The sequence below is a fragment of the Streptomyces sp. NPDC034085 genome (assembly GCF_055575555.1).
Genome location: NZ_JBVISL010000003.1, coordinates 358949 through 382265 on the forward strand (window position 1 = coordinate 358949; position 23317 = coordinate 382265).

General features: G+C 75.1%; 17 protein-coding genes and 1 pseudogene. 6 read left to right on the forward strand and 12 right to left on the reverse strand.

The window, feature by feature from the left end:
* Positions 1-7: 7 nt before the first annotated feature.
* The 7 genes from ACZ501_RS12030 to ACZ501_RS12060 all read right to left on the reverse strand — a co-directional run bounded on the left by ACZ501_RS12030 (position 8) and on the right by ACZ501_RS12060 (position 9220).
* Positions 8-721, reverse strand: coding sequence for a nucleotidyltransferase family protein (locus ACZ501_RS12030; RefSeq protein ID WP_361610136.1), 714 nt, complete (start codon positions 719-721; stop codon positions 8-10).
* A gap of 52 nt (positions 722-773) precedes the next feature.
* A complete protein-coding gene (locus ACZ501_RS12035) occupies positions 774-1775 on the reverse strand; it encodes a GDP-mannose 4,6-dehydratase (protein ID WP_468794484.1) in 1002 nt (333 codons plus the stop codon).
* Between the two features lie 93 nt (positions 1776-1868).
* Positions 1869-3284, reverse strand: coding sequence for a hypothetical protein (locus ACZ501_RS12040; protein ID WP_468794487.1), 1416 nt, complete (start codon positions 3282-3284; stop codon positions 1869-1871).
* Positions 3281-4918 carry a GT4 family glycosyltransferase PelF gene (gene pelF, locus ACZ501_RS12045; RefSeq protein ID WP_468794490.1) on the reverse strand — a complete coding sequence of 546 codons (1638 nt, stop codon included), beginning with the start codon at positions 4916-4918 and terminating at the stop codon, positions 3281-3283. Before pelF ends, ACZ501_RS12040 begins: the two co-directional genes overlap by 4 nt.
* 91 nt (positions 4919-5009) lie before the next feature.
* Positions 5010-7154, reverse strand: coding sequence for a hypothetical protein (locus tag ACZ501_RS12050; protein ID WP_468794493.1), 2145 nt, complete (start codon positions 7152-7154; stop codon positions 5010-5012).
* Positions 7155-7563: 409 nt separating this feature from the next.
* Complete coding sequence (locus ACZ501_RS12055) at positions 7564-8088, reverse strand: hypothetical protein (RefSeq protein ID WP_361611818.1); 525 nt, start codon at positions 8086-8088, stop codon at positions 7564-7566.
* 277 nt (positions 8089-8365) lie between these two features.
* The gene (locus ACZ501_RS12060) at positions 8366-9220 is read right to left on the reverse strand and encodes a class I SAM-dependent methyltransferase (protein ID WP_468794496.1); all 855 of its coding nucleotides are present in this window, start codon (positions 9218-9220) and stop codon (positions 8366-8368) included.
* Positions 9221-9326: 106 nt separating this feature from the next.
* On the opposite strand from ACZ501_RS12060, the gene ACZ501_RS12065 reads away from it, so the two are divergent.
* Positions 9327-9914 carry a TetR family transcriptional regulator gene (locus ACZ501_RS12065; protein WP_468794499.1) on the forward strand — a complete coding sequence of 196 codons (588 nt, stop codon included), beginning with the start codon at positions 9327-9329 and terminating at the stop codon, positions 9912-9914.
* Positions 9915-10057: 143 nt separating this feature from the next.
* Positions 10058-10648 (forward strand): annotated as a pseudogene (locus ACZ501_RS12070) (phosphatase PAP2 family protein); the annotation flags it as partial.
* 87 nt (positions 10649-10735) lie between these two features.
* Here ACZ501_RS12070 and ACZ501_RS12075 read toward each other — a convergent pair.
* The 4 genes from ACZ501_RS12075 to ACZ501_RS12090 all read right to left on the reverse strand — a co-directional run bounded on the left by ACZ501_RS12075 (position 10736) and on the right by ACZ501_RS12090 (position 16465).
* The gene (locus ACZ501_RS12075) at positions 10736-11431 is read right to left on the reverse strand and encodes a response regulator (RefSeq protein WP_468794502.1); all 696 of its coding nucleotides are present in this window, start codon (positions 11429-11431) and stop codon (positions 10736-10738) included.
* Complete coding sequence (locus tag ACZ501_RS12080) at positions 11428-12900, reverse strand: sensor histidine kinase (protein ID WP_468794505.1); 1473 nt, start codon at positions 12898-12900, stop codon at positions 11428-11430. Before ACZ501_RS12080 ends, ACZ501_RS12075 begins: the two co-directional genes overlap by 4 nt.
* 51 nt (positions 12901-12951) lie before the next feature.
* Complete coding sequence (gene helR, locus ACZ501_RS12085) at positions 12952-15126, reverse strand: RNA polymerase recycling motor ATPase HelR (RefSeq protein WP_468794508.1); 2175 nt, start codon at positions 15124-15126, stop codon at positions 12952-12954.
* Between the two features lie 94 nt (positions 15127-15220).
* Positions 15221-16465, reverse strand: coding sequence for a glycosyltransferase (locus tag ACZ501_RS12090; RefSeq protein ID WP_468794511.1), 1245 nt, complete (start codon positions 16463-16465; stop codon positions 15221-15223).
* 341 nt (positions 16466-16806) lie between these two features.
* On the opposite strand from ACZ501_RS12090, the gene ACZ501_RS12095 reads away from it, so the two are divergent.
* The 4 genes from ACZ501_RS12095 (at position 16807) to ACZ501_RS12110 (ending at position 22748) form a co-directional block, all read left to right on the forward strand.
* Positions 16807-17220 carry a hypothetical protein gene (locus tag ACZ501_RS12095; RefSeq protein WP_468794514.1) on the forward strand — a complete coding sequence of 138 codons (414 nt, stop codon included), beginning with the start codon at positions 16807-16809 and terminating at the stop codon, positions 17218-17220.
* Between the two features lie 204 nt (positions 17221-17424).
* Positions 17425-19251, forward strand: a complete 1827-nt coding sequence (locus ACZ501_RS12100; RefSeq protein ID WP_468794517.1) for a VanW family protein — start codon at positions 17425-17427, stop codon at positions 19249-19251.
* A gap of 125 nt (positions 19252-19376) precedes the next feature.
* Positions 19377-22049, forward strand: coding sequence for a SpoIIE family protein phosphatase (locus ACZ501_RS12105; RefSeq protein WP_361610286.1), 2673 nt, complete (start codon positions 19377-19379; stop codon positions 22047-22049).
* A gap of 9 nt (positions 22050-22058) precedes the next feature.
* Entirely contained in the window at positions 22059-22748 is a 690-nt protein-coding gene (locus tag ACZ501_RS12110) for a M15 family metallopeptidase (RefSeq protein ID WP_468794520.1), read from the forward strand.
* 12 nt (positions 22749-22760) lie between these two features.
* Here the strand turns inward: ACZ501_RS12110 and ACZ501_RS12115 are convergent, their stop codons facing one another.
* Positions 22761-23108, reverse strand: a complete 348-nt coding sequence (locus ACZ501_RS12115; protein WP_361611315.1) for an antibiotic biosynthesis monooxygenase family protein — start codon at positions 23106-23108, stop codon at positions 22761-22763.
* Positions 23109-23317 lie beyond the last annotated feature (209 nt).

Genomic DNA, 23317 nt, shown 5'->3' on the forward strand with positions numbered 1-23317 from the left:
GAGGTGCTCAGGCTCCCTTGAGCAGCAGGGACTTGCGGCTGGTGAACTCGGCGTTGGCCCGGTCGTAGTCGTCGGGGCGTCCTATGTCGAGCCAGTAGCCGTCGAACTCGTAGGCGTGCGGCGGGTTCTGGGCCCCGAGCAGGTCGAGGACGAGCTCGTCGAAGCCGAGCGGCAGCCCGGGAGTGTAGCCGTCGAGGGTGTCGCGGCTCAGACCGTACACGCCCATGGACACGCGGTAGTCCATGCTGGGCTTCTCGGTGAAGCCGACGACGCGGCTGGCGTCGGTGGTCAGCACGCCGAAGTCGATGCGCACCTCGCGCGCGTACGTGGCGATGGTCAGCGGCGCGCCGGAGGCCTCGTGGCGGCGCAGGACGTCGGCGTAGTCGAGGTCGGTCAGGACGTCGCCGTTCATCACCAGGAAGTTCTCCGGGAGCCGGTCCCGGAGGTTCAGCAGCGGGCCCATGGTGCCGAGGGGGCTCTCCTCGGTGGCGTAGTCGACGCTCATCCCCCACTGGGAGCCGTCGCCCACGTAGGCGCGGATGATCTCGCCGAGGTGGCCGATGGCGATGGTGCAGCGGGTGAAGCCGGCGGTCGACAGCTGGCGCAGCACGATCTCGAGGATGGCGTGCTGGTCGCCGATGGGGACGAGGGGCTTGGGGAGGGCAGTGGTGTAGGGGCGCAGCCGGACGCCCTTGCCGCCCGCCAGGATCACTGCGTACACGGGTTCCTCCATGGGGTGATGAGCCGGTGGGACGTGGAGTGGGAGGGGCGGGTCAGACGTTGTAGATGCCGGTCTTGTAGCGGGCGAGGTTGGCCGGGTCGCGGAAGAAGGCGACGGTGTGGGCCAGGCCCTGTTCCAGGGTGTGCCGCGGTTCCCAGCCGGTCGCGGCGGTGAGCCTGCTCGCGTCCGCGACGAGCCGCATCACCTCGGAGGCGGCCGGCCGCAGCCGCTCGGCGTCCTCGCGCACGTCGACGGGGACCTCCATCACCTTGCCGATCAGCGCGACCAGGTCGCCGACGGAGATCTCGGTGCCGGTACCGGAGTTGAAGGTGCGGCCCACCACCCGTTCGGCGGGCGCGGTGCCGACCGCGAGGAAGGCCCCGGCGGTGTCCTCGACGTAGCTGAAGTCGCGGGTGGGGCGCAGGTCGCCGAGGGTGATGACGCGCTCCCCGGCCGCCACCTGGCCGATGACGGTGGGGATCACGGCGCGCATCGACTGGCGCGGTCCGAAGGTATTGAAGGGCCTGAGGGTCACCACCGGGGTGCCGAAGCTGGCGTGGTAGCTGTCGGCGAGCCGGTCGCCCCCGGCCTTGGAGGCGGCGTACGGGGACTGGGTGTTGATGGGGTGGTCCTCGGTGATGGGGACGGTCCGGGCGGTGCCGTACGTCTCGCTGGTGGAGGTGTGCACCAGGCGGGGCGTGCCGAGGGCGCGGACCGCTTCGAGCACGTTGAGGGTGCCGGTGACGTTGGTGTCCACGTAGCTGTGCGGGGCCCGGTAGGAGTACGGGATCGCGATGAGGGCGGCGAGGTGGTAGGCGGAGTCGGCGCCTTCGAGCAGGCCGCGGACGGAGCCGGGGTCGCGGACGTCGCCGAGGACGATCTCCACCTGGTCGAGGACGTCGGGGGCCAGGGTCTCCAGCCAGCCGTAGGAGGAGAAGGAGTTGTACTGGACCATGGCCCTGACCCGGTGGCCGCGGGCGACCAGGGCTTCGGTGAGGTGGGAGCCGATGAATCCTTCGGCGCCGGTGACGGCTGCGAGCGGTGCGGAGGTCAACCGACCTCTCCTTTCGGTGGACGGGACGGTACGGGTACGGGTGCGGTGGTGCGGCTGGGGCCGGCCGGGCGCCGTCGGGCGCCGGCCGGGTCGTCAGGCATGCGCGGCCGGCCGGCCGAGGAGCCGCAGCGCGCACCCGGTGAGGCACAGGGCCGCGCCCGCGCAGCAGAGCGGGAGGACCGGCGGCCCCGGAAGCGGGCCGGACAGGGTGAGCGCGCCGGCGGTGCCCGCGGCCGCGAGGCAGATCAGGGCGGGGGGCCAGGCGACTCCGAAGGCCTGGAGCAGCAGGGCGGTCCACAGGGTGGCCGCGAGCAGGGGCAGGGTGGCGGGGCCCGCTCCGGTGAACAGGGCGGCGGGCAGCAGCGGGAGGGCGTAGCCGAGCAGGCACAGGGCGAGGACCCCGGCCGAGCGGGGCCGGAAGGCGGCGGGGGTCGCGGACGCGCCGAGCGCGGCGGCCGACAGGCCCCGGTAGCGGTAGAGCAGCCATTCGGCCGGCCCCATGCTGACGGTGAGCACGATCACGGCGTACGGCTCCCGGCGGCCGGCCAGCAGCACGAGCAGGGCGGCGGCCAGCCCGAACAGGCCGTAGGGCAGGGAGCGCAGCAGCGGGGGTCCGGCGCCCTCGCCCGCCGCGCCCTGGCCGGCGTATTCGGTGCGCAGGGCCCGGCCGGCGGCGGCGGCGGTGGCGGCCAGCGCGGTGACGACCGCTCCGGTGCGCAGCGCGGGCCCCGGTTCCCACCAGGGCAGTGCGGCCGCGCCCGCGGCGAGCGGGGCGAGGGCGGCCAGCAGCAGCGGCTCCCGTCCCAGGACGAGCAGGACGCCGGCGGCGGCCAGGTACAGGGACTGCGCGGCCGCCGCCCAGATCACCGGGGAGCCCTGGGCGGGGATCGCGGCGGCGGCCGTGGCGAGCGCCGCGCCGAGCGGGGCCCCGCGCAGCAGGGTGCGGGCGGCCTCGCGGCGGCCGGCCGCCATCCTCAGGTAGGCGCGGTGGCCCAGGGCCTGGCCCCACGCCCAGGAGAGGACGCCCGCGGTGACGAGCGCGGCGGCGTGCTGTCCGGGCCGCCACAGGGGTGCGGTGAGCAGGTAGGCGAGGGCCGGCAGGGCGAACAGCACCCCGCGCAGCAGGCAGCGCAGGTGGTCGGGGCGCCAGGGGTCGGCCGCCGGGGGCGGCTCGGGGAAGGTGCGGGGCACCCGTTCGTACAGCGCGGCGGCGAGGGAGAAGATGTCGGGGTGGCCGTAGCGCCGGCGGATCGTGTCGGCGGACAGGCCGTCCGCCTCCAGCAGCGCGGCCACTTCGTAGGGGTGTACGGCCGGTCCGACCCGGTCGGCGAGTTCGGCGGCCAGCTCGCTCACGGCCTCGTCGTAGCCGTCGGCTCCGGGCGGCGTCAGCCCGAGGGTGACGGGGCCGGCGGGTTCCCGCGGCGGGGCCGGCCGCTTGGGCACGGCCAGCCGCAGCGCCAGGGTGTCGTCCTGTCCGCGGCGCGGTTCGAGGTCCAGGGGCCCGCTCATCCGGCGAGGCTCCCCGTGCCGGATACCGCCGCGGTGGCGGTGTCCTCGGGCGACGGGCCGTCGGCCTTGGCCCAGGAGGGCACGGGGCGGGGCGGGCGGGCGCCGGCCGGGGCGGGTACCCGGGCGACCGGGGTGTCCGCGGGGGCCTCGGGCGCCGCCGCGAGGAGGCGGGGCGGGAGCGCGGGGGCCTTGGCGAGCAAGGGCAGTTCCAGGTAGACGGACCGGAAGGTGTCGATGGTCTGGCGCAGCGTGAACTGGTCGACGACCCGCAGCCGGGCCGCCTGGCCCATCCGCGCGCGGCGGGGGGTGTCGGCGAGCAGTTCCAGGGCTGCGGCGGCCATGGCCTCCGGGTCGCGCGGGGGGACCACCAGTCCCGTGTCGCCGACGGCTTCCCGTACGCCGCCCACGTCGGTGGAGACGGTCGCGCGGCCGCACGACATGGCTTCGATGAGGGTGAAGGGGAAGCCTTCGCTGATGCTGGAGAGCATGACGACGTTGCCCGCCGCGTAGGCGTCCTTGATGTCGTCGACCCGGCCTTCGAAGACGACGGCTTCCGCGTGTCCGAGTTCGCGGGCGAGGCTCTCGCAGCGTTCCCGGTAGGCCTCCCCGCCGCGCGGGGTGCCGCCGAACAGGCGCAGCCGGGCTTCGGGGACCTCGCGCCGGACCAGGTCGAAGGCGCGGATCAGGGTCTCCAGGTCCTTGATCGGGTCGACCCGGCCCGCCCAGCTGAGGGTGGGGACGTCCGGCTCGGGCCCGGCGGCGGGGAACGCGGCGGGGTCGACGCCGTTGTACACGGTGCGTATGGAATCGGGGTGGGCGCCGCCCTCCTCCTCCCAGAGCCGGTTGTAGCGGTTGCCGGGGGTGATCAGGGCGGCCCTGCGGTAGCTCTCCTCGGCCAGCAGCCGGAAGAAGCCGAGCACGACGGCCTTGACGGGCCAGCGGTAGGGCGCGGTCCGGTAGCCGAGGTAGCGTTCGCGCAGGTAGACGCCGTGTTCGGTGAGCAGCAGCGGGACCTCGTGCCGGTCCAGTGCGGCGAGCCCCGGCAGGACGGCGACGCCGCCGCTGACGGCGTGTGCGACGCCGTGTTCCGGCGGCGGGGCGGCGAGCGGGCGCAGGGCGTGCTCCAGCAGGGTGGTGGCGGTGAGCGCGTCGCGCAGGGTGGGGCGGGACTCGCGGACGGCCAGTCCCGGCCGGTTCCACGCGGAGGCGAGGATGGAGACCGCGCGGTCGGCCCGCAGGAAGGGGCTCAGGTGTCCGTCCGCCGCGGCGCGCGCCATGGTGTACAGCGCCGGGGCGAAGCCGGCTTCGGCGAGCGGGTCGAGCAGGGCCGTGACGAAGCGCTCGTACGCGGCGGCCAGGCGCCGCTCGGCGCGCCCGCGCGGGCGGCGGCCTTCGGGCGGCGCTCCCCACATGGGAACGGAGCGGACCCCGAGGACGTGCGCGGGCAGGTCCCAGGCGAGGGACTCGCGGCCGGTGCCGGTGACCGCGATGACGTCGAAGCCGATGTCGGGCATGCCCTGGACGAGTTGGTCGCACCAGACGCTGACGCCGCCGTGGCTGTGCGGGTAGGTGCCTTCGGTGAGCAGGGTGACACGCGCCGCGACGGAGGGCCGCGCGCCGTGGTGAACGTGCATGGGTGGGCTCCACGGCCGGAGTGTGGGGTGGCGGAAGGGTCGGCGCGGCGGGTCCCGGCCGCAGGTGCGGCCGGGACGCGCCGTACGCCGGTCAGTCCCGGGGGGCGGTGGAGCTGCGCTCGCGCACGCCGTCGGGGACGTGGGTGCGCGGGGCGGGGAGGGTCCCCGGGGCGGTGGCCGCGCCGCTCCGGTCGCCGGTGCCCGCAGCGGCGGCGGCCGCGGATGCCGGGAGGGTGAGGGCGAGCGGCGTACCGGCCGCGGCCGTCCAGCCGGAGACCCGTCCCGCGTACGGGGTGCCGAAGGCGGCGGCGCCCTGGCGGGTGCCGGCCGGCAGGGTCGCGGGGGTGGCGAGGCCGTTCGGGGCCTCGACGGTGACGGTGTCGCCGATGCGGTACGCGGTGACGCGCCCGGCCCGGACGGCGTCCTTCCAGGCCGCGCGGCGCTGGAGTTCGACGCCGATGTCCTTCATCCGCGGGTTCTCGACGGGCGTGTTGTCCGCGAAGAGGGCGCCGTACCCGTCGAGGACCCCGTTCAGGACGGGGTAGGCGATGCGCTCCTCGGCGAGGTTGGACTGGTGGATGAAGTGCGGCTTCGGGTCGTTGGACAGCACGTGGCCGAGGGTGGTGCGGACCTCCTGCGGCACGATGTGGGCGGCGTACCCGGTGGCCGTGTCCAGCGGCGCGGGCAGGCAGGTGGTGGTGTCGGCGTGGTCCTCGCAGATGCCGCTGCCGCCCTGGGAGCGGCGCGTGTAGATCCAGTTGTACTCGTCGGTCTGCTCGACGGCCCGGCCCGCGTTGTAGAAGACGTTGATCGGGTAGCGGGCTACGGTGGCGGCCGGGCCGACGAGCCGCTGCTCGGGGTCGCGGGAGTTGTCCGAGGCGAGCCACTTGACGCCGTTGTCGGCGAGGGCCGGACCCAGGTTGGGGTTGTCCTGCGGCTGCTGCGGGAGCAGTTTCGTCCCCGAGTGCTCACCGGTGACCAGTTCGTCGTCGTGGAGGGGCAGTCCGGCGCTGTGGCCCCACACGCGGTTGAGCGCGATCTCGTCGCCGATGGCGGTGCGGCTCACCCACTTGGTGGCGCCGGCGGGCGTGGTGGCGCACTTCCAGGGCACGGCGCTGACGTCCTGCTCGCAGCCGAGGTAGGCGTGCGTGTAGGTGTGGTTGACCCAGCGGAAGCGGTCGCGCTGGGCGAGGAGGACGTCGGCGAGCCCGTCGGCGCCGTTGTTGTCCTCGCGCTGGTCGAGGCTGCCGGCGCCGTTGTAGACCATGTCGAGGGTGAGGCCGCGGGCGCTCTGCCAGTCGGCGGCGTAGGCGGCGTCCTGGCCCGTCATGCGGATCGGGTTCGGGGTGCCGGCGCCGTTCGCGCAGTCCACGTCTCCCGGCGTGCAGTTGAGCACGCTGTCCCAGCGGTCGTCGGCGGCGAACACGTCGTCGACGTGGACGGCGAAGTAGTTGCGGGCCGCGCCCAGGTGGACCCCGCCGGTCATCCACTCGACGATGCCGCGGGCCAGCAGGCGGAACTGCTGCTGGTAGCGGTTGTAGACGAAGGTGACGACGAGTTCGCGCCGCCCGTCGTGGCGGTACTCGCCGACGAGGGAGCCCCGTCTGGGCGTGCCGGGTATGGGGGCGTCGACGTAGGTGGTGAAGTCGGCGCCGGGGGCGGGCTGGGCGAGGTAGGCGTAGCTCTCCCCGATGGCGGGCGCGTTGTCCTCGAAGGGCACGGCGCCGTCGAGGTAGCCGAAGGGGCCGCCGAGACCGGCCGGGGTGACGCCGGCGCGCACGCCGTCGAGGCTGCCCGCGTAGCCGCCGGAGGCGAAGTACTGGAGGCCGACCTGCGGGCGCGAGTAGGTGTACGCGTCGACCTGCGGGATGCCGTACGTCCGCTCGTAGGCGGTCAGGGCCGCCATCTCGGCGGAGCCGGCCGGGAAGGGGTTGTCGTTGGGCAGGACGACGGCCTGGTACCTGGCGCGCGGCCGGCCGTCGACGGTGTCGGCGAGGAAGGCGGTGTCGATCTGGGGCCGGCCCGCCCGGGTGAGGTCGACCTCGGTGTACGGGGTGCCCGCCGAGTCCAGCTCGGCCGCGATGGCCGCGGTGGTGGGCCCGCCGTCGGTCACGACGAGCACCCGTAAGTCGGTGCGCTGTGCGGGGGTGTCGGCCTGCGCCGCCCCCGTCGGCAGACCGAGTGCGGCGATGAGCGCCCCCGCCGTGACCACGGCCGTGCGAATGTTCCGCTTCATGCGGTGAAGTCCCCTCCCAGGCAGGGGTGAGCACGGCTCGTCACGAGCGGACGCACCCCCTCGCGCGACGCCGGCGCCCCCTCAGAAGCCAGTCGTCGACGCATCCGTCGCGTCACATGGTGATGTCTGTGTGTAGCGTTTGTGAGGGTGTCGCAAGAACCGGCGCAAAAGAGCGGGCGCACAAGGGGGGCGCACGCGGGGGACGGCCCGGCGGCGGTGTGCGCCGTGCGCCCGGACGCACGCGGGGCCCGGCGGCGCGCAGGGAGTTGCGCGCTGGTCCGGGCCCCGGGTGGGACGATTCGGCGGACCTCGGCGGTCCGCGCTCCGGGCTCCGGTGGCGGCTGCCCCCGGTGACCGGTCGGCGCTTATTTCAGGCCATCGCCGGACGGGACGGTGGCCGGGCGGTGCCTCAGGCGCACAGGACGCGCGTCTCCGGTGTGAAGACGGGGCCGCCGGTGGCGTTGCTGCTGTCGCTGAACTCCGCGTAGTAGTAGCTGTAGAAGCCGATGTTGCCGTTGCAGCCGGAGTCCGCGGCGATCTGCAGGGTCAGCGTGACGGTGCGGCTCTGACCGGGCGGGATGGTGGCACCGTAGTTGCCGCCGAGGTTGGCCGGGCCGGTGCCGGAGCAGGCGGTGCTGCCGGAGGCGGTGGCCACGGAGCAGCCGGTGAAGGCGTACTTCAGGTCGGGGCGCTGGGTGGTCAGCCAGGTGGGGTCGATCGTCTGGTAGACGAACCAGACGTCGTAGCTCTTGTTGTTGGTGAGCGTCATCGACAGCTGCACCGTGCCGCCCGGCGTGGTCGTGGCACTGCTGGTGCTGAACGTCAGCGCGGCCGGCGCGGGGTCGGCGCTCGCGGCGGGGGCGAGGCCGAAGACGGCGAGGACGAAGGCGAGGACGGCGGCGAGGCCCAGGCGGCCCGTCAGAGGTGATCTCATGGCCCGGGAGGCTAGGCAGAACATCCGTACGGCGTCTGCCCCGCGGGGGAAGAGCCGGACGGGGATCGGCCGGAAGTGCTCCTCCTGCGAAGGTCCCGCGGGGATCCCGTGAAGGAAGATCACACACCGTATACGGGCAGCCTACGCGCCGTACCGGAACGGAAACCCGCGGCGGGCCGCGCGGCGGGGGCCGATCGGCCTCTTTGGCTCGCACCTGACGGGTGAACGGGTCGGGCGCACCCCGCGGGGGCCCCGGGCGCCGTGGAGGCGGTACGGGTCAGGCGGCGCGGGTCGCCGTCAGGAGCCGGCCGGTGCTGCGCAGCCGGACCGCGCCCTCGGCCTCGTACGCGCGGAAGGTGTCGGCCAGGCGGCGGCGGGCGCTCGCCCGCGCGTCGGCGCCGACGGCGTTCAGCAGGTGCCGGCCGGGGCCCGAGTCGAGGAGGAAGTCCGCGGCGTCGCGCGCGGTGCGGCCCCAGACCCCGTGCGCCGTCACGCGTTCGGCGCGGACCTCGCACAGGCCCGCCGCGCGCAGCAGGCCGGTCGCGGTGTCGGGGTCGGAGAGGGAGAACATGCCGGGCCCGCCCGGGGATCCGAACCCCGCCGTCGGCAGGACGTCCGCGAGTGCGGTGAGCGCCGTCAGCCAGTCGTTCCCCTCGGGCTCCGCCGCGCACAGGAAGGCGACGCGGCCGCCCGGCTTGAGGGCCCCTGCGATGCGGGCGAAGGCGGCGGCGGGGTCGGAGAAGAACATGATGCCGAACCTGCTGATCGCCACGTCGTAGGCGGCGTCCGGCAGCGGGTGGGTCTGGGCGTCGCCGTGGATGAAGGAGACGTTGGCGAGGTGCTCCCGCGCGGCGGCCGTACGAGCCTGATCGAGCATCGGACCGGAGAGGTCGAGGCCGAGCGCGTGACCGCGGTGGGCCTGCCGGGCGGCCAGCCGGGTGGTGGCGCCGGCCCCGCAGCCGATGTCGAGGACGCGGTCGTCGGGCCGGATCGCCGCGGCGGCGAGGAGGGGCCCGTCGAAGCCGGCGTTGACGGCGTTCCAGCGGTCGTGGTGGGCGGCCCAGTGGGAGCCCTCGTAGCCGTTCCACGCCTCGGCCTGGGCGGGGTTGGCGGTGTGGATGGCGGGCTGCATGGCGAAGGACCTCCGTGGGAGCGGGTGCACCCCTAGAATGGGCGCACGCCCAAACAGTATGGGCAGGTGCCCATACTGGCAATCCCCTGACGTCGGAAGGATGTTGATGTCACCTCGAGGTGTGCCCATCGAAGGCCTGCGGGAGAGGCTGTTCGCGGCGGCGGACCGCGTCCTGGCCCGGGACGGGGCCGCGGCGCTGACCAGCCGGGCCGTCACCGAGGAGGCGGGGTGCGCCAAGGGCGTGCTGCACACGCACTTCGCCGGCCTAGAGGAGTTCGTCGCCGAACTCGTCCTCTTCCGCTTCGGGACCGCCGCCGCGCTGTGGCGGGAGCTGCCCTCCAGGGCCGGCGCGGGCGAGGTCGCGGACAACCTCGCGGACGTGGCGGCGGCGGTGCTCTCCCTGGACCCGGGGCTCGTGGGGCTGGCCGTGACCCGGCCGGCGGCGGCGCGGCGGATCCGCGAAGCCTGGGCGGCGGGCGCGCCCGGATTCGCCGCCCTGGAGGACGCGGTGAGCGGCTATCTGCGCGCGGAGCAGGGCCTCGGGCGGGTCGCGGCCGGAGTGGACGCGGAGTCGGCCGCGCTGGCGCTGGTGGGGACGCTGCACCACCTGCTGATGACCGGCCCGCCGGACGCGGTGCCGTCGTCCGCGGCCCGCGTCCGGCGCCTGGTCCGCGCGGTGCTGGGCACGGCCTGATCCACGGTCCGGCCCACGGTCCGGTCCCGCGCGCGGGGGACCCGTCACAGCACCCGGGCGACGTCAACCCGGACGTTCGTCGGGGGTGCCGGCCCGCCGATCGGCCAGGGCGGGCGGAGCGCGGTGTTCTTACTGTCGGCGGTATGAATGCGATCGAGCGATGGACATGGGGGCGGCGCCTGCCCGCGGCGGCCGCCTCGGCCGGTGCGGGCGCGGCGGCCGTGGTCTGGGCGGCGCCCGGCGGGACCCCGGGTACGAACGGGCCGGCGCGCGTCACCGCGGGCTGGTCGGCCGGCGCCTACCGGACGCTGACCGGGAGCGTGGCGGACGGACCTTCGTGGTCCACGGCCTTCGTGGAGGCGGCGAGCGAGGGCACCGTACTGGTCCTCGGTCTGCTGCTGGCCTGGGCCGGCTGGTGCGCCCTGCGCCGCCGGGACGCGCCCGGCCTCGCCGGGCTGGTGGCGGCCGCCCTCGGGACGGTCGCCGCCTACGCGCTCAGTGAGGCGGCCAAACTCCTCGTCGACGAGGAACGCCCGTGCCGCGCCCTGGCCGGGGTCCCGGCCCTGGCGCCGTGCCCCGGGCCGGGTGACTGGTCGTTCCCCAGCAACCACGCCACCCTGGCGGCCGCCCTGGCCGTCGGCCTGGTCCTCATACGACCCCGGCTTGCCGCCCTCGCGCTGCCGTTGGCCGCCGCGGCCGCCCTGCTGCGGGTGCTGGCCGGGGTGCACTACCCGCACGACGTCCTGGCCGGCGCGGCCCTCGGCGCGGCCGCCGCGGTCGCCGTACCGCTGCTCGTACGGCCGCCCGCCGAACGGGTGGTGTCAGCCCTCCTCGTTCGGCGGCCGGCCGGACGGCACCGGGAGCACGCCGGCCTCGTGCGCGACCACGGCCGCCGCGGCCCGGTTGTCGACGCCGAGGCGCGCGAGGATCGAGCTGACGTGGGCCTTCACCGTGCCCTCCGCGAGGCCCAGGCGGCGCGCGATCTGCCCGTTGGCGAAGCCGGACCCGAGGAAGCCGAGCACCTCCCGCTCCCGGCCGGTCAGGGCGTCGACGCGGGCCCGCGCCACGGCACGGCGCCCGGCTCCCGCGCCCGCACCGCCGGCCGCCAGATGCGCGACGACCCGGGCCGCGACCCGGGGTGACAGGTAGGCGGCGCCGTCGGCGACGGCCCGGACGGCGGCGACCAGTTCCTCCGGCTCGCCGGACTTGGTCAGGAACCCGGAGGCTCCCTCGGTCAGGGCCCGCAGGATGTACTCGTCCTCGCCGAAGGTCGTCAGCATCACGACCCCCGTCGAGGGCACGGTCCGCCGTATCTCGGCGGCGGCTTCCAGCCCGCCGGTGCCGGGCATCCGGACGTCGAGGACGGCCACCTGCGGGCGGTGGGACTGGACGAGTTCCACCGCCCGGCGGCCGTCGGCCGCCTCCGCGACGACGGTGATGGCGGGATCGGTGGCCAGGACGGCGCGGACGCCCGCGCGGATCATGGGCTCGTCGTCGGCGATCAGGACCCGGATCATCGGACGTCCTTTCCCGTGTAGGCGTCGGTGGAGACCAGCCGCCCGGCCCGGAAGCAGAGCCGGTAGAGGTCCCCCGAGCGGTCGTCGAACGGGTCGCCGGTCTGTACGTAGAACTCGCAGACCGCGCCCTGCGGCGCGGGAGTGGGCGCCGCCGGGCGGCGGGTCGTCTGGCGCTCGGGCAGGTACGGGACCACGTCCGCGCGTGGTTGGCCGAGGCGCAGGCGGGCGTAGTCCCCGGGCGGGAGGACCGATTGACGTGCCGTCACCGTGTCCCAGGCGCGCACTCCGCCGATCAGCAGCGCGCAGGTGGACAGCGGTACGAGGACGGCCGCCGCGGCGGTGCGGCCCAGTCGGCGGCGGGCACGGCGGTGCTCGGGCGGCAGGGCTCCCGCCGGCCCTCCGGGCGGGGCGGGCACGCCCTCGGGGCGGTGCGGGAGCGTGGCCCGTACGGCGAAACCGTCTCCCTCGGGGCCGGAGGTGAAGGCGCCGCCGGTCAGCCGGACCCGTTCGTCGAGCCCGATCAGCCCGAAGCCGTGGGGCTCCGCGGGGCGGCCGGCGGGGTCCCGGGAGGGGACGGCCGCGCCGGGCGCCGGCTCGTCGGTCACGCCGACCACGGTCCGGTCCCGGCCGTGGCGGACGTGGACCGTCGCGCGGTGCCCGGGCGCGTGCTTGGCGACGTTCGTCAGCGCCTCCTGGACGACCCGGTGGACGGCCCGCCCGACGGCCGGGGGCGGATCGCCGGGGACGGGGTCTCCCTCCACGCGCAGCCGTACGTCGAGGCCCGCCCCGGCCGCCCGGTCCACCAGTCCTCGCAGCTCGCCGAGCCCGGCACCCGGTCCGGAGCCCGGGACCGGCTCCGACGGCTCGCGCAGGACGCCGATCACCTCCCCGAGCCGGTCCACGGCGGCGCCCGCCCTGGCCCGGATGTCCTGGGCCGCGGCCCGGTGCGCGTCCGGCAGGCCGGGGGTCAGCTTCAGCGCCCCGGCCGACAGGGCGATCAGGCTGAGGTCGTGCCCGAGGAGGTCGTGCATGTCCTGCGCGATGCGGGTGCGCTCGCGCAGCCGGGCCTGCTCCGCGACCAGCCGCTGTTCCCGCTCCAGCCGCGCGGCCCGTTCCCAGCCCGCCCGGACCAGTTCGCGGTACTGGCGCAGGAACCGGCCCGCGAACCACGGCAGCATCGCCGCCACGAGCAGCAGCCCGACGAACCGGCTCGCCCACCCCAGCCACGCCGGCACCAGCAGTACGGCGACCACGGCGGCGGCGAGCACCGCGGCGAGGGCCGCCGCGGCGCTGCGGTTGCGCCCCGGCTGCCGGCCGCCGAGGAAGGCGCAGACCGCCGCCGGCAGGCCCCACCACAGGGTGGAGACGCCGGTGCCGACTCCGGCGACCGCGCCGACGAAGAGCCCCGCGGACAGTACCGGTGCCGGGACGGGTACCGGCACCCGGGAGGTGATGGCCGTTCTTCTCACGGAGGCGACCCTACGGAACCGCACCGGGTGCGCGGCACTGCCGAAAGTCCACTACCGCCCGCCGGGCCCGGTGAGGATGACGAGCTGTCGGGTCGCACGGGTCATCGCGACGTAGCGGTCGACGGCGCCCTCGACGCCCGTACCGAACCCCTCGGGGTCGACCAGGACGACCAGGTCGAACTCCAGTCCCTTCGACAGCGTCGGGGTCAGCGACCGGACGCGGGGCCTCGCCCGGAACCCGGGAGCGCCGATGACGCAGGCGACCCCTTCGGCGTGCTCGGCGAGCCACGCGTCGAGGAGCGGGTCCAGCTCCGCGGCGGATCCGTGGACGACCGGGACGCCGCTGCTGCGGACGGAGACCGGCACGTTGGCGTCCGGGAGCGCGGCCCGGATGACCGGCTCGGCTTGCGCCATCACCTCTTCGGGCGTGCGGTAGTTGATGCTCAGGGAGGCCATGGTGATCCGGTCGAGCCCGATCCGCTCGAGCCGTTCCCGCCAGGACTCCGTGAACCCGTGTCTGGCCTGGGCCCGGTCGCCGACGATGGTGAAGCTGCGGGACGGGCAGCGTTGGATCAGCATCTGCCACTCGGCGTCCGTCAGTTCCTGGGCCTCGTCCACGACGATGTGCGCGAACGGGCCCGCGAGCAGGTCCCGGTCGGCGCGGGGCAGGGCGCTCTCGTCGACCAGGCTGTTCTGGAGGTCCTTGCCGCGCAGCATCGTCACGGCGCCCTCACCGTCGGCGTCGGCGGCGAGCACGCTGTCGATGACCCCGGCCATCCGCTCGCGTTCGGCAGCGACGGAAGCCTCCTGCCGGCGCGTGCGCAGGGAGGCGTGCGCATCGCCGAGCCGCAGCCGTGCCGCGTCCAGGAGCGGCAGGTCCGACACCGTCCAGCGCTCCGTGTCCTCGCGCTGGAGCCGCTGCACCTCCTCGCGGCTGAGCCAGGGCGCACACCTGCGCAGGTAGGCGGGTACGGACCACAGGTCGGCGACGAGCTCGGTCGCCTCGAGCACCGGCCAGGCGCGGTCGAGGGCCGCGTTCAGCTCCCTGTTCTGCCGCAGCGACCGGCGGAACAGCTCGGGCGACATGTCCTCGTCGCCGTCGCCCTCGGCCTCGTGCTTGTCGAGCAGGATCGTGACCAGTTCCTCCCAGATCTGCTCGCGCGCCTCGTTGTGCGGGGTGCCCGGTTCCACCGCCTCGAACGCGGCGGCCCAGTCGTCGGCGCTCAGCCGGATGTCCGACCAGTGGGTGGTGACCGTCATCCCCTTGGAGGGCGGCTCCTCGTAGAACCTGACGGCCGCCTCGACGGCCTTCACCAGGTCCGCGGACGACTTCAGGCGGGCGACCTCCGGATCGCTCTCGGCCGCGGCCGCGGCCCCTTCGGCGACCAGGTCCCGGACGGTGCAGGTCTGTACGCCCTCCTCGCCGAGGCTGGGCAGGACGTCGGCGACGTAGGCCAGGTAGGGGCGGTGGGGTCCGACGAACAGCACGCCGCCGCGACGGTGTCCGAGACGGGGGTCGGAGTAGAGGAGGTGTGCGGTGCGGTGCAGGGCGACGACGGTCTTGCCCGTACCGGGCCCGCCGTCCACGACGAGGGCGCCGCGGGAGCCGGCCCGGATGATGGCGTCCTGGTCCGCCTGGATGGTGCCGAGGACGTCCCGCATCCGGGAGGAGCGGTTGCCGCCCAGGCTGGCGATGAAGGCGGACTGGTCGTCGAGCGCGGCGTGCCCGTCCAGCCCGTCGGCGGTGAAGACCTCGTCCCAGTAGTCGCCGATCCGGCCACGGGTCCACCGGTACCTGCGGCGGCTCGTCAGACCCATCGGGTTGGCGTGGGTGGCGGCGAAGAACGGCTCGGCCGCCGGGGAGCGCCAGTCGACGAGCAGCCGGCGGCCGTCGCCGTCGGTGAGGCCGAACCGGCCGATGTACAGGGGCTCGGGGTCGTCGGCGCCGACGATGCGGCCGAGGCACAGGTCCAGGCCGAAGCGGCGCAGGAGGCGCAGGCGGGCGGTCAGGCGGTGGATCTCGGCGTCCCGGTCCATCGCCTCCCGGCCGATGCCGCCGGGCGCCCTGCGCTCGGCGTCGAGCCGCTCGGACACCTCGGCGATCGTCTGCTCGAGGGTCTGCGCGATGGCCGCGAAGTGCTGCTCGTCCGTGGCGACCAGGGAGGGGTCGGCCTTGGCGGAAAGGCGGTCGGGAAGGTCAAAGACGCTGGTGGTCAGCGGGGGCACGGATGCGGCTCCGATCTGCGGCCGCTCGTCGGCGGCCTCGGTGTGCGGTGGGGGTGGTGGGGGGCGGGCGCGGCGGGCCGGCGGCCCGCCCGGTTCACGCGGAGGCGGCGGCCGGCGTCCTGTCCCGGCCGGCCTCGTCCAGCAGCAGCCGGGCCGCCACGGTCGTTCCGTCGCTGCGGACGGTGGCGGCCACGGCGGCGGCCCGTTCGCGGACGCCCGGGGCCAGGGCGGCCGCCAGCGCGGCCGACAGGGAGTCGGCGGTCGGGGCCGGACCCTCGTGTTCCGTACCGATGCCGAGGCCGGTCACCCGCCCGGCCCAGTACGGCTGGTCCGCCCCCTGGGGTACGACCACCTGCGGCGTCCCGGCCAGGGCGGCGGTCGTCGTGGTGGACGCGCTGCCGTGGTGGACGACCGCGGCCACCCGGCGGAACAGGGCCTGCTGGTTGACCTCGCCCACGAGGAAGCAGTCGTCCCCGTCGTCGGGCAGGGCCAGCCCGGCCCAGCCGCGCGAGAGGACCGCGCGGCGGCCCTGGGCCCGGATCGCCCCGATGGCCGCCCGCGCGACGTCCCCGGCTCCGGTCATGGGCATGCTGCCGAAGCCCGCGTAGACCGGCGGCTCGCCGGCGTCCAGGAACGCCGCCAGATCGGCGGGCAGGGGGCGTTCGTCCGGAAGGATCCACGCGCCGGTCTGCACGACGTCGAGCCCGGTCGGCTGCCACGGCGCGAGGACCGGGTCGGCGGCGAGCCACGGCCGGTCGCCGAAGGCGTAGTCGCGGACGTTGTCCACCGGCGGCAGGCCGGCGTGCGCGCGGTGGGTGTTGAGCATCTCGCCGAACATCGTGTGCGCGATGTGGGCGTCCTCGTCCCACAGGGTCCGGTTCTCGACGTCCTGCGACGGCACCGGACGGCCACGCCGGACGGGCGGCCGGTGGTGCGGCGACGGCAGGGCGACGGGCTGGTGGCCGGCGTGCACGTAGCGGATGCCCAGCAGGTCGGCGACCGACCGGGCCGCGGCCGCCACCGGCAGGGGGCCGGTCACCACCAGCGCGTCACACCCCCGGGCCGCCTCGGCGACCGCGCCGAACTGAACGGCCATCAGGTCGGACGCGCGCTGCGCCAGGCCCGCGGCCGACCCGGGGGTCACCGTCGTCACCAGCGGGCGGACCGGCTCGCCGGCCGGCAGCATCTCCAGCCCGACCCCGGCCAGCCGCTGTGCGAACTCCTCGTCCGGCGGCGCGCACACCCGCACGTCGGCGCCCAACTCCCGCAAGCGCACCGCGAGTGCCACGATCGGCTCGACGCTCCCGCGCGACCCGTAGGCCGAGAACAACACGCGCATGCCTGACTCCCCCGTCTTGATGATCTTGGCTTAGGCCGGTGATTCTGCTGCATCACCCGGGCCTTGCGGCAAGCCCCCCGGTGCGTTATAACTTGAACATGGCAAGGAGCCGGTCTGCTCCTTGCCTTTGTTGTTTTCCGCCCTCGTCGGCGGATGCCGCGCCCCACCGCGGCGCGCACCGACGCACTCCGGCCCCAGGGCCGTTGAGAGCAGGTCCTCGCCACGGCGGCGCCCCGGGCACCGGCTTCAGCATCGATGCGGCGTCGGGCCGAGGGGGCGGATCCGCAGCCGATAATGGCAGCGCCCCCTCTGCCCGCACTGCTGCGAGGAACGAAGGATCCATGACGCTCGAGGAAGGCCGGCGGGTGACGCTGGCGGTGGACATCAGACTGGCCGGCGAGTTGGCGGCGGACATCGGGCCGGCCGGCACGCCGGCGGTCCCGGTGGCCGGGTTCCTCGCGCTGGCGGCGGGCGCGGAGGGGACGGTCGAGCGGGTGGACGAGCAGCAGCGGCAGGAGAGCCGCGAGGTGCGCGAGTACGAACGCCTCACCTCGCTCCTCGAGTCCTTCGGGCGGGACATGCCGCCGGAGAGCAAGCGGCGGCTGGAGGAGCAGGTGGCCTCCCTGGAGCCGGCGTGGGCCGCCTTCCAGGAGCAGCGGCCCGGCTCGACGGTCCGCGTCCGGTTCGACAACGGGTTCGTCCTCGACGGCACACCCGAGGACGCCTTCACCGCCTCGGCCGGGGAAGGGCGCTGACCCGGGTCCGTCCGGCGGCGGGCCGGTTCCCCGCCGCAGCGGCCGGCGCCAGGAGCCCTTTGCCCGGTTTGTGAGACCCGTTACCTTCTCTCCCGAATGGCACGTCTCCAGGGTCATCATGGGTGACCGGAACTGTCATCTACGCGCCTCCCCGCCGCGGCCCGCGTGCCGCCCGGCGGGCCGTCGGCGCCACAAGGGAGAGCCGTGCGACCTGCGGGCAGCTGGACGGGGAAGAACTGGCGCATCGCGCTGCCGGTGGCGGCGGGCGCCGTCGTACTCGGCGTGGGCGGCCTCTACGCCGCCGGACTGGCCATCGGCGACGACGTCGCCTCCGGCACCCGGGTGCGGGGCGTCGACATCGGCGGCATGAGCCGCGCGGCGGCGGAGCGCACCCTGGTGCGGGAGCTCGGGCCGCGGGCCGGCGCCCCGATACCGGCGCAGATCGGCGACCGCGTCGAGCAGGTCGCCCCCGCCTCCGTCGGGCTGTCCCTCGACGCCGCCGCGACCGCCGCAGGCGCCTCCCGTACGGGCTACGGGCCGGTCAGCGTCATCGGCCGGCTGTTCGCCCCGGGCGACCCGGACGTCGAGCCCGTGATCCGTACGGACGAGCGGGCCGCCCGCACCGGGATCGGCCGGCTCGCCGCGGACACCGGGCAGCCGGTCCGCGACGGATCGATAGCCTTCGACGCCGGCAAGCCCGAGGTCGTCACCGCGCGGACCGGCGTCAGCCTCGTCCCGGACCGGGCCCTGGAGACCCTCCGGGACGCCTACCTGCGGCCGCGCCCGGCCGCCGCCCCGGTCGTGCTGCCGGTGCGGCGCACCGAGCCGCGCGTGGGGGCGCAGGAGACCGGCCGGGCCCTGCGGGAATTCGCGCAGCCGGCGGTGTCCGGGCCGGTGACGCTCACCGTGGCGGGTACGCGGATACCCGTCAGCCCCGCCGTCCTGGGCGAGCACCTGAAGATGGAGGCCGACGCCGGGGGCCGCCTGGTGCCGGCCCTGGACTCCGGCGGCCTGCTCGCCGACCCCGCCGTCGCCGCCCCCCTCACGGAGGCCGCCGCGGAGCCCCGGGACGCCGCGCTCGCCCTGGGCGCGGACGGCCGCGTGGTGGTGGCGCGGTCCAGCCGGACCGGGCGGCAGGTCACCGAGGAGTCCCTGGGCCGGGCCGTGATGCCCCTGCTGACCCGCAAGGGCGCCGGGCGCAGCGCCGAGGTGGCCACCACGGACGTCCAGCCGGAGCTGACGGACGCCGAGGTCCGGCGCCTCGGCATCAAGGAGCAGCTGTCGTCCTTCACCGTGCGGTTCCCGGCCGCGCCGTACCGGTCCACGAACATCGGCCGCGCCGTGGAGCTGATCAACGGCTCCCTGGTGATGCCGGGGAAGCAGTGGAGCTTCAACCGCACGGTCGGTGAGCGCACCAAGGAGAACGGCTTCGTCGACGGAATCATGATCAACGACGGCCGGTACGTGAAGTCGCCGGGCGGCGGCGTCTCGGCGGTCGCCACCACGATGTACAACGCGATGTTCTTCGCCGGCCTCAAGCCGCTGGAGCACGGGGCGCACTCCTTCTACATCGAGCGCTACCCGGAGGGCCGCGAGGCCACCGTCGCCTGGGGCAGCCTCGACCTGCGCTGGCTCAACGACTCCGGCCACGCCGTCTACGTGAAGGCCGAATCGACCGACACCTCCCTGACGATCACCCTCCTCGGCACGAAGAAGTACGACGAGATCCGGGCGACGAAGGGCCCCCGCACCCACGTCAAGCCGCCCGCCAAGGTCACCGGCACCGGGCCGGCCTGCGAGGTCCAGACGCCCCTGGAGGGCTTCGACGTCACCGTCGGCCGGGTGTTCGTCAAGGGCGGCAAGGAGGTCAAGCGCGAGGAGCACACCACGCACTACACCCCGCGTGACGAGGTGACCTGCGAGCCGCAGACCCCGCCGGCCGCCACGCCGAGCGGGGCTCCTACGGCCGGTGGCGCCGCGGCCGGCGCCCCGGCGGCGGCCGCCGCGGCGGGTGCCGGAGAGGGCCGCTAGGGGGAAAGAGCCGTCACCCGAGGTGACCGGCGGCGCGCAGCTTGCGCCCGTCGGGGGCCGGAGGGCGCCGGAAGTGCTACAACTGGGGACGTGACCCTTCCTCGCCAGCCGTCCCGGGCCATTCGGTGCGGTCACCCCTGAGCAAGGGATTCAAGAGCGTCGCCGGACAGGTGTTCGTCCTCCAGGTGGCGATTGTGGTGTTGCTCGCCGCCGGGGCCCTGCTTGCGCTGCTCCTGCAGTCCCGCCACGACGTCGACCGGGAAGCGCGCAACCGGTCGATCGCCGTCGCGCAGACCTTCGCCCACTCCCCCGACGTGCGGGAGGCGCTGCGGACCCCCGACCCGTCCGCCGTCCTCCAACCGCTCGCGGAAGCCACCCGGAAGGCCGCCGGGGTCGACTTCATCGTCGTCATGGACACCCACGGGATCCGCTACAGCCACCCGCAGCCGGACCGCATCGGCAAGCGCTTCGTGGGCACCATCGAGCCCTCGCTCGCCGGCCGGGTCCACACCGAGAGCGTCCAGGGCCCGCTCGGCAAGGAGATCCAGGCCGTCGTGCCGGTCACCGCGCCGGACGGCCGGGTGGTGGGGCTGGTTTCCGCGGGCCTGACGGTGGAGAACGTCAGCGGCGCCTTCGACCGCCAGCTCCCGGTCATCCTGCTGTCCATGGCCACGGGCCTGGCCCTGGCCACCGCCGGCACGGCCCTCACCAGCCGCCGGCTGCGCCGCCAGACCCGCGGGCTCGGCCCGCAGGAGATGACCCGGATGTACGAGCACCACGACGCGGTGCTTCACTCCGTCCGCGAGGGGGTGCTGATCACGGACGGCGACGGACGGCTGGTCCTGGCGAACGACGAGGCCAAGCGGCTGCTCGGGCTGCCGGAGGGCGCCGAGGGCCGCCGCATCGGCGACGTGCCGGGCCTGGACAGCCGGATGGCCGACCTGCTGCTGTCGGGCCGGGTGGCCACCGACGAGGTGCTGGAGACCGGGGACCGGATGCTGGTGGTCAACCAGCGGCCGACCCACCCGCGCGGCCGCCCCGAGGGCGCCGCCGTCACCATCCGCGACTCCACCGACCTCCAGGTGCTCACCGGTCGCGCCGAGGCGGCCCGCAAGCGGCTCAGGCTGCTGTACGACGCCACCGGGGACATCGGCACCACCCTCGACGTGGAGCGGACCGCCCAGGAGCTGGCCGACGTCGCCGTCCCCCGCTTCGCGGACTTCGTCACCGTCGACCTGGCCAACCCGGTGCTCGACGGGGAGGAGCCCGGCCCCGAGTCCGACATGCGGCGCACCGCCGTCAGCGGCATCCGCGCCGACCACCCCCTGTACCCGCTCGGGCGGCTGATCGGGTTCAAGCCCTCCACCCCGCAGGCCCGCGGCTACGACACCGGCGAGACGGAGCTGGTGACGGACCTGTCGGACGCGCCGGGCTGGCGCGTGCAGGATCCCGGGCGGGCCTCCGACATCGTCGACTACGGGATCCACTCGCTGATCGCGGCGCCGCTCAAGGCCAGGGGCGTGGTCCTCGGCGTGGTCAACTTCTGGCGGGCGGGCAAGCCGGAGCCCTTCGACGAGGACGACGTGTCGCTGGCCGAGGAGCTGGTCGCCCGCGCCGCCGTCGCCATGGACAACGCCCGCCGCTACACCCGTGAGCACAACCTCGCCGTCACCCTCCAGCGCAGCCTGCTGCCCCGCGGCCTGCCCGAGCAGAGCGCCGTGGACGCGGCCCACTGCTACCTGCCCGCGCAGTCCGGGGTGGGCGGGGACTGGTTCGACGTCATCCCCCTGCCGGGCGGCCGGGTCGCCCTGGTCGTCGGGGACGTCGTCGGACACGGCCTGCACGCCGCGGCCACGATGGGCCGGCTGCGTACGGCGGTGCACAACTTCACCTCCCTCGACCTGCCGCCCGACGAGCTCCTCGCCCGCCTCGACGACCTCGTCCAGCGCATCGACGAGGACGACACCGACGGGGGCAGCGGCGTCCTCGGAGCGACCTGCCTGTACGCCGTCTACGACCCGGTGTCCCGCACCTGCACCATGTCCCGGGCCGGGCACCTGCCCCCGCTGGTGGTCGCCCCGGACGGCACCACGGAGATCGTCGACCTGCCGGCCGGCCCCCCGCTCGGGCTGGGCGGCATGCCCTTCGAGACCAGCGAGCTGCACCTGGCGGAGGGCAGCCAGCTCGTGCTGTACACGGACGGGCTGGTGGAGCAGCGGACCCGGGACATCGAGGAGGGGCTGGAGATGCTGCGCGCGGCGCTGAGCCACCCGGACCGCGCCCCGCAGGAGAGCTGCCACGCCGTCCTGGAGGCCATGCTGCCGTCCCGGCCCACCGACGACGTGGCGCTGCTCATCGCCCGGACGCGGATCCTGGGGCCCGACCGGGTCGCGGAGTGGGACGTACCGCCGCGGGCGAGCGGTGTCGGCGTCGTGCGGAACCTGGCCGTGGCGAAGCTCGAGGAGTGGGGGATGGAGGAGCTCGCCTTCACCACCGAGCTGATCCTCAGCGAGCTGATCACCAACGCCCTGCGGCACGGCAGCCCGCCGGTCCGGGTGCGACTGCTCCACGACCACACGCTGACCTGCGAGGTCTGGGACGCCAGCAGCACCGCCCCGCACCTGCGGTACGCCGCCACCACGGACGAGGGCGGGCGCGGGCTGTTCCTCGTGGCGCAGCTCAGCGAGCACTGGGGCACCCGCTACACCCCCGCGGGCAAGGTCATCTGGTCGGAGCAGTCGCCGGCGGGCTCCCCGGACGGCCTACCCCTGGAGGTCTTCGAGGAGCTGGGGCCGTAGCGTGGAGGCGTGCGCCCGACGCGCCCCGTGTCCGCCTGCCTGACCGCGGTCGCCGTGCTGTGCGCGAGCGCCGCGCCCGGCTGTTCGCCCGCCCCGCGGCGAGAGGCCGCGGTGCCGGTACGGCCCGTCGCGCCGGGCCTCGCGGCGCGGGTGACGGACGTCCCCGCGGTGAAGCTGGGCGCGAGCCTGCGGGACGGGTGCCCGGTGGGGGCGCGGGAGCTGCGGCTCATCCGGATGAACCACTGGGGCTTCGACGGAAGGCTCCACCGGGGCGAGCTGGTCGCCCACCGCGACGCGGTCGAGCCGCTGCTGTACGTCTTCGGCCGGGCCTTCGCCGCCCGTTTCCCGATCCGGCGGATGCGCGTGGCGGCCGTCTACGGCGGTGACGACCGGGCGGCCATGGCCGACGACAACACCTCGGCCTTCAACTGCCGGCCGGTGACCGGGGACCCCGGCAAGCTCTCGCGACACTCGTGGGGCCTGGCCGTGGACGTCAACCCGGTCGAGAACCCGTACGTGGACGTCCACGGGGTGGTCCACCCGCCGGCGGGCAGGCCCCACCTGCGGCGCCACCCGGTCCGCCCCGGGATGGTCACGGAGGACGGCGCGGTCGCCGCCGCGTTCCGCCGCGTCGGCTGGGAGTGGGGCGGCAGCTGGTCCCACCCGGACTTCCAGCACTTCTCGTCCGACGGCGGCTAGGCCGGTCAGCAACTATTGATCGGCCGGCCGGAGGAATCCGTAGGCGCGCTCGACTTTGGCCACGTGGACCGCGAACGAGGCGTACCAGTGCTCGCGCCCGTGCGCACGGGTCAGCGCGTGCTCCGCGTGGTCCCGCCAGGCCGCGATCGACTCCTCGTCGCTCCAGTACGACACCGTGATCCCCAGGCCGTCCGCGCCGCGAGCCGAATCGACGCCGAGGAAACCCGGCTGGTCGGCAGCCAGTTTCAGCATCTGCTCGGCCCTGTCCCCGTAGCCCTCGTCACCAGCGGTCCGCACGGAAGTGAACACCACCGCGTAGTAGGGCGGGGCGGGCAGCGATGCGGGCGCAAGATCGGCCACGAAGGTCCTCCAACAGACAACGACGGGAGTATCGCCTCAAACGATCTCGCGTACCCACCTGAACCCACAACCCCATTGCCCGTCACCGACCCACGCTCCTGGGGCTGTCCGCGAAGCAGCGCCGGCCGCGGCCCGCGCGTCACGGGGAGTCCGCCGCCACGCCCACCTGCGGGTGAAGCCCCGTCCAGCACCGGCGCAAGCGGGCCCGC